This window comes from Pirellulales bacterium (assembly GCA_035939775.1).
Taxonomy (GTDB): Bacteria; Planctomycetota; Planctomycetia; order Pirellulales; family DATAWG01; genus DASZFO01.
This window is the reverse complement of sequence record DASZFO010000062.1, coordinates 42,648-48,908: the sequence shown is the minus strand read 5'-3', so window position 1 is coordinate 48,908 and position 6,261 is coordinate 42,648. Positions and strand designations below refer to the sequence as shown.

Annotated in this window: 7 protein-coding genes; 3 read left to right on the top strand and 4 right to left on the bottom strand. The window is 60.9% G+C overall.

Annotated elements, in window-relative coordinates; translation table 11 throughout:
• The first annotated feature begins 149 nt into the window (after positions 1–149).
• A complete protein-coding gene (locus VGY55_03105) occupies positions 150–485 on the top strand; it encodes a multidrug efflux SMR transporter (GenBank protein ID HEV2968950.1) in 336 nt (111 codons plus the stop codon).
• A 41-nt stretch (positions 486–526) separates the two neighbouring features.
• Entirely contained in the window at positions 527–1,252 is a 726-nt protein-coding gene (locus tag VGY55_03100) for a glycosyltransferase family 2 protein (GenBank protein HEV2968949.1), read from the top strand.
• On the opposite strand, the gene rnhA is transcribed toward VGY55_03100, so the two are convergent.
• The 4 genes from rnhA to VGY55_03080 all read right to left on the bottom strand — a co-directional run bounded on the left by rnhA (position 1,245) and on the right by VGY55_03080 (position 5,177).
• Complete coding sequence (gene rnhA / locus VGY55_03095; protein ID HEV2968948.1) at positions 1,245–1,829, bottom strand: ribonuclease HI; 585 nt, start codon at positions 1,827–1,829, stop codon at positions 1,245–1,247. The genes VGY55_03100 and rnhA overlap by 8 nt on opposite strands.
• Positions 1,830–1,832: 3 nt before the next feature.
• Positions 1,833–3,605 carry an ATP-binding protein gene (locus tag VGY55_03090; GenBank protein ID HEV2968947.1) on the bottom strand — a complete coding sequence of 591 codons (1,773 nt, stop codon included), beginning with the start codon at positions 3,603–3,605 and terminating at the stop codon, positions 1,833–1,835.
• 202 nt (positions 3,606–3,807) lie between these two features.
• Entirely contained in the window at positions 3,808–4,143 is a 336-nt protein-coding gene (locus VGY55_03085; protein HEV2968946.1) for a hypothetical protein, read from the bottom strand.
• Positions 4,144–4,409: 266 nt separating this feature from the next.
• Positions 4,410–5,177 (bottom strand): HEAT repeat domain-containing protein, encoded by a 768-nt coding sequence (locus VGY55_03080; protein HEV2968945.1) that lies wholly within the window; start codon positions 5,175–5,177, stop codon positions 4,410–4,412.
• 378 nt (positions 5,178–5,555) lie between these two features.
• Here VGY55_03080 and VGY55_03075 point away from each other — a divergent pair, with 378 nt between their 5' ends.
• Entirely contained in the window at positions 5,556–6,179 is a 624-nt protein-coding gene (locus VGY55_03075) for a hypothetical protein (protein HEV2968944.1), read from the top strand.
• Positions 6,180–6,261 lie beyond the last annotated feature (82 nt).

The following is a 6,261-nucleotide window of genomic DNA, read 5'->3' as shown; positions in this document are numbered from 1 at the left end:
CTGCGCTGGCCAGTGCCACCCCACGCCCGCGCTGGCCGAGCCCCAGAGGGTGCCCCGCTCGCCAGTGCCACCGAGCCGAATTGCGTTTTTCCTCGCCAACCGCTAACTTCCGGGGCTGGCGACGAACTCGGCGAGCGGAGGACGGCACGATGCAAGGTTGGCTTTATCTGTTGGCGGCGATCGTGATGGAGGTCTCGGGCACGACCTGTCTGAAGCTGTCCGAGCAATTCACACGGGTTTGGCCTTCGCTGTTGATGTTCGTGTTTTACGGCCTGTCGCTCGTCGGGTTGAATTTCGCGCTCAAGACGATTGATTTGAGCGTGGCTTATGCCGTTTGGTCGGCGCTGGGGATCATGCTCGTTTCCGTGATCGGCATGGCCTGGTTCCAGGAGCCGGTTTCGGCCTTGAAGCTCGGGTGCCTGCTCTTGGTGGTCGTCGGCGTGGTAGGATTGCAGTTGTCCCAAAAAGGGGTCAGGACTCATTAAATCGAGAGTCGATTCGAGGGCGATCCGCACGCGGCGATTTAATGAGTCCTGACCCCTTTTTCCAGCCGCTGCGGGCGACGCTGCTTTCCGTGCTGATGCCGATCTACAACGAGCGGAGCACGCTAGCGGAAATCGTCCGGCGCGTGTTTCAATCCCCGGTCGATTTGGAGATCGAATTGATCGCCGTCGACGATCATTCCACGGACGGCTCGTGGGAATTGCTCATTGAGTTGGCCGGCCTGGAACCGCGAATCAGGGCCCTGCGTCATCCGGCCAATCGCGGAAAAGGCGCCGCGGTGCGGACCGGACTTGTGCATGCCCGCGGGCAAGTCGTCGTGATTCAAGACGCCGATCTGGAGTATGATCCGGCGATTTATCCGAGGCTGTTAGCGCCGCTCCTCGCCGGCGAGGCCGATGCCATGTTTGGCTCGCGGTTCGCCGGCGAGCATCCGCGCCAGATCGGCGTTTGGAACCGTCTGGCAAACCGGCTGCTCACGCGAGTGGCGAATCGGCTGACCGGGCTCGCGCTCACCGACATGGAAACCGGCGCCAAGATGATTCGCGCCGACGTGCTCAAACGGCTGAAGCTCACCAGCAACACGTTTACCATCGAGCCGGAGCTGACTTGCCGGCTGGCGCAAGCGGGCGCTCGAATCCGCGAAGTGCCGATCGCCTACTCCAGCCGCAATTACGCGGCGGGAAAGAAGATTCGTCCGCGCGATCTGTTCAAGGCCCTGGTGGTGCTGTTGCGCTGCCGATTCACTTGAACTTATTGCATGCCGCTACGGCCAGTTCGTCGCAGCGATCGTTCTCCGGGTGGCCGCTATGGCCGGCGACGCGGGTGAATTTCAGTTGGTGCTGCGCGATGAGTTCGTCCAGCCGTTTCCACAGTTCCAAGTTCTTGATGGCGCCCCCTTTGCTCCGCGGGCCCGTCGCACGCCGCCAGCCGTTGGCTTTCCATTTCGGCATCCAAAGGCTCAAGCCCTGGCGAACATATTCGCTGTCGGTGAACAGCTCGACGTGGGTTGCCCGCTTGAGGGCTTCCAGACCGCGAATCACGGCCATCAATTCCATGCGATTGTTCGTCGTGTCGGCCTCGCCGCCGGAGTGCTCGATTTCCTTGCCCGAGACCGGATGCCTCAGAATGAACGCCCAGCCGCCGGGGCCCGGATTGCCGCTGCACGCGCCGTCGGTGAAGAGCTGCACTTCGGGCGAAACGGCGTGAGCGTGTGTCTTAGAGCCCATCCGAGAACCGCCTGCGGAGAGGGGGACAGTCCCCTTTTGTTCCGAAGACTCCACAAAAGGGGACAGTCCCCGGCGGTTCTCGGATGGGCTCTTCGTCATGCGTCATTCCGGCGCGGCGGGCACGGGGCGTTCGAGCGTGCGCTGCAATTCCTGGCGACGCGGGCGGAGCAATTCGTCGATATTCTCGGCCAGCGGCGAATCCATCCGCGGTTGATCCGCGCGGACCCACGGCAGACGCACGGTGAACGTGCTGCCTTTGCCCAGCTCGCTCTTGAGAGAGACTTCACCGCCGAGCAGTTTGCACAGTTCCTTGACGATCGACAGGCCCAGCCCGGTGCCCGAGTATTCGCGAGTCATCGTATCGCCGCCGGCCAGAGCCGTCTTGCCCTGGCGGAATTTCTCGAAGATGGCGACTTGCTCCTCCTCGGCGATGCCGACGCCGGTGTCGGCGACGGTGAGCACCAGCTCGTCGCGATCGCCCCGGACTTCCGGCCGCGCGCTGACGACGATCCGGCCCCCTTCCGGCGTGAACTTGATCGCGTTGGAGAGCAGATTGTTGAGAATCTGCTGCACTTTGCCTTGGTCCTGAAACAACTCGGGCAAATCCGGGTCGACCTCGATCTCAAGGTCGATGTTCTTTTTCTCCGTGAGCGGCCGGGCCATGTCGCACTGGGCGGAGATGACGTCATCGATGCGAAAATCGCAGAGCCGCAGCTCCATCTTGCCGCTCTCGATTTTGGCCAGATCGAGGATGTCGTTGATCATGTCGAGTAGCACGCGGCCCGATTTCTGGATGTTTTGCACGTAGCGCTTCTGCTTGTCGTCGAGCGAATTGATCGCGCCGAGCACGTCGCTGAAGCCGATGATGCTGTTCAAGGGCGTGCGCAGCTCGTGGCTCATCGTGGCCAGGAAGTCGCTCTTGAGCCGGTTCAATTCGTAGAGCCGCATGTTCAATTGGGCCAGTTCGTCGACTTTCAGATCGAGGTCGGAATTGACCCCCTTCAACTCCTCCTGCACCGAGACTAAGTGACGAAGCATCTTATTGAACGCCGAACCCAACTCCTCGAATTCGTCGGACGTGTGGATTTCGGCGCGCGCCTCAAGATTGCCGCGGCTGACTTCATCGCTCACGTCGCGCAAGTGTTTGAGCGGCTTGACGATCACGTAGCGCACGACGACATACAAGGCGATCATCGCCAGGAAGACGGTGACGATGGCGATGGCGATAAAAATCGCGCGATTCTTATTGAGCGCGGATTGCGTCTCGGCATCGGGAAGCACGATCTCAACGACCGCGACCAAGTCTCCGACCTGCGGCGGGCTAGGACCGGGTAGCCCGGCGCTACTCAACACCAAGTGGGGGCTGGAAGCCGTATGGCAATCCATGCATCCTTCGCGCAGCCGCACGGCCTCAAAATACTGGTATTCGTTCTGGCCATTCAGGCGGTGATCAACGTAGTCAATTGGATCAATGGGGCCCTGTCGGCTGAAGTAATCCAGCGCCTGCATTTCAGTTGGATTTTTGGGGCGGTCATCGCTCTCGCCGGAAGAATTCAGCTTGAATACGTGCGCAGTGTAATCGCCCTGCGCTTCGATGCTTCGAGCCGCTTTGTCAATGAATTCTCGCTGGCTTCGCCGCATTGATTCCGGGACGTTCAGCGGGTCCATCTTCATCCAATGACGATGCAACATCACGGCGGTGACCAAGTCATGAGCGCCTTTGCGGGTGCTCTGGTAAAGGAGATCCTCATTCCGGCTGCCATACCACCAGAAGCTGCCCGTGATCAGGAACAGCAGACAGGCGCCGAAGAGAAAGCGGCATTTGCGCTCGAGGCTGGTCTCGCCGAGCACACGTTTGAATGACCGATAGGACATGCCGTCACGCCGCGCCAAGAGGCCGCAATGTTTGCCAAGCCCTTGCATTGTAGCGCGTCGCACCGCGCGGAACCAGAGGAATTGGGACGCGACTTCCGTCCGCGCGGCGAAGTAGTGGCACAGGCATTCGGCGCCTGTGCCACTCTCGCGTAAACAAACTGTCGCAACGGTTCACGAAACCTACCCTCGGTGTTCCTCGCGGCTAGCGGATCACGATCTGAAACCCGCCGAAGTGTAGTTGCTGGGCCGCGAACTGCGCATCCGCAAAATCGCCGTAACTGCCGTAGGCGACCCATGGGGCGTCGGGCGTCAGCCGGTAATAAACCCACCGGACCGGCGGCAAATAGACGCCGACATGAACTGGGGCAGCCCAAATCGGACCGGCGTGCCGGAAAAACTCGTGGTGTTCAAATTGCTCGTGACGGTCAAAATGATCGCGATGGTCCTCGTGTGCCTGGGCGCTGGACGCTGTTGCAAGAGGCAGCGCGAGCGCGGCGACCGGCACGATCGACAAACTCAGGGTTCGAAGCAGTGACATGGTAACTCTCCTTGCTGCAAACGCAGCATTCATCGGGAAATGTCTGTTTTGGATTCGTTCGAGGTCGCACCGCGGTGGCGTCCTCAACCATTGAATTGCCGTCGGCACGAAATGGCGGACATTTTTTTTGCGGCGCAATTGCCGAGGACAGCCGTAGATCGGTGGCGGGCGAGAATCCATGCCCACGCTAGCAGCGTCGGCCACGGGCCGATTTGGCAGCGGATCAGCCCTCAGATGGAAGGCTCGGTCGGAACGAGAGCACGCCGCTATTTGGTGTCTTGCGGCCGGCCGGCAATCGCCTTTGGTTGCTGCGAGGGAGGAACGACGCTGTCGACATATTGCTGCCATTTGCCGACGTCGTTGCCGAAGTCTCTGCCGGAGACTTCCTTGAGCGATGCGACCGCGCGGAATTGAAGGGCCGGGTTTTGGTCCTTAAGCGCGATCCCCAGGGCGCCGACCGCTCGCGGATCGTTCCTGACCTTGCCCAAGGCCCGCGCCGCGGCCAAACGCACGTCCTCATTTGTATCGCCCGCTAGAGCTTCAGAGAGAAGCCGCGCCGCGGCGTCCGTTTCGCTCGTCTGCGGTGTCGTGCCTCCGCCGGCCTTGGCCGCAATCGCGGCTCGGTCGCCCCAGGCCTTGCAGACGGCAATGCGCACTTCGGGGTCCGGGTCCTTCATGCCGTTGTAAAGCACACTGGCGGCAGATTCATTGGGGATCGTCGCCAAAGTTCGAACCATCTCCATGCGAACCAGAGGATCCTGCTCGGTTTGAATCGAGCGGGCCAAATCGTCCGCGACCTTTTGCTTTTCCTGCGGACCTCCTTCGGCGGCGTACTTGCCTTCCATCTTGATGATCTCGACCCGCTTAAAGGCGACCGGGCCATATTTTTCCAAATTAGCGGCGGCTTCCTCTTTCTCTTTCTTGCTGCCCCACCACGGCACCCCGTTCTTCGATCCCCACGTGCAGCCCTGCGCAGCGGCGATCACGACCAATAGAACGAGAAGCGGCAAGCGGATGCCGTGGGATGCGCGCATCGGTGGTCGCGAGAGTTGAGAGATCAGAAAGACGGCGAGCCAGATGAGAAAGCCATACGTGAGAGGGGCGAACTATAGCAGAATTCCCCGCTTTCGACCAAGAGCGGCTAACAGTTCGGCTGCCGCTGCCCTTATTTCGACGTAATTCCCGGCCGGCTTGATTGTTAGGGCGGCAAATCGTTTGCCAGCATGCAGGCGAAGCTGGTATGATAGCGGCGATTCGAGCGGCGAACAGGCAAGATACGTCCGCAGACTGCGAATAACTCTCGCCGGCAAGTTTGACATATTGGCGGTTGCCGATCGCTTCAATTGATTCGCTGCCAGTGAGATAATTCGTTCTCGCCCGCCGCTGGAACCTATCGCCACGTGGAGGATGCCGTGCCCGAACCTCGCCAGCACATGGAACACCGCAACGCCCTGGAGACGGTGCTCCGCCATATCCCGGGCTTCCGCGGTTATCTCGAAAAGGAATATCGCCGGGACAGCGATGCGCTCGAGCGCACCTGGTTGTCCGACCGACTTCAACAGGCGAAGCGATCGCTCGACACCATCGCATCGCAATTGGCCGACGCCGGTCGGCTCGATTTGCTGACCCAATACGATCGGCTGCGGGCGAAACTCGATTTGACGATCGCCCGCATCCGCGGAGCTTGGCAGGGATACAGCGGCATCTTCGATTTGGTTCGCGTCGACGAGGCTCGGCTCGACCGAGTCTACGAGCACGATGTGGCGCTGATGCAGCGGGTCGAGGAGTTTTCCGAATCGCTCAAGCGGCTGGCCGGATTGCCGGCCAGCAGGCCTGCCGCGGTTGCCGCTGCCGATCCCGCGGCTGCCGCCGGGACGGCAGCTTCCGCCGCGACAAGCATTCCCGCGATGCCCGTCGCGCCGAACGAGTCCGGGCCACCAGATCCGGTCGCGTTTCTACCGCGGTTGAACGAACAACTCGACGCGATTATGCAGCAATGCGACCAGCGCGCGGACGTCCTCAAAGGGCTCGAATAGAAATGACGAATGGCGAACGACGAATCAAATACTGGTAGGGCGCGTCAAGTCCGCGCAAACGCACCGGAACCAGCCCGGAGTC

Bases quoted from the DNA above. Each gene is read 5' to 3' on its own strand.
- VGY55_03085 (HEV2968946.1), bottom strand. From the start codon at position 4,143: ATGTCACTGCTTCGAACCCTGAGTTTGTCGATCGTGCCGGTCGCCGCG.
- rnhA (HEV2968948.1), bottom strand. From the start codon at position 1,829: ATGACGAAGAGCCCATCCGAGAACCGCCGGGGACTGTCCCCTTTTGTG.
- VGY55_03080 (HEV2968945.1), bottom strand. From the start codon at position 5,177: ATGCGCGCATCCCACGGCATCCGCTTGCCGCTTCTCGTTCTATTGGTC.
- VGY55_03090 (HEV2968947.1), bottom strand. From the start codon at position 3,605: ATGTCCTATCGGTCATTCAAACGTGTGCTCGGCGAGACCAGCCTCGAG.
- VGY55_03105 (HEV2968950.1), top strand. From the start codon at position 150: ATGCAAGGTTGGCTTTATCTGTTGGCGGCGATCGTGATGGAGGTCTCG.
- VGY55_03100 (HEV2968949.1), top strand. From the start codon at position 527: ATGAGTCCTGACCCCTTTTTCCAGCCGCTGCGGGCGACGCTGCTTTCC.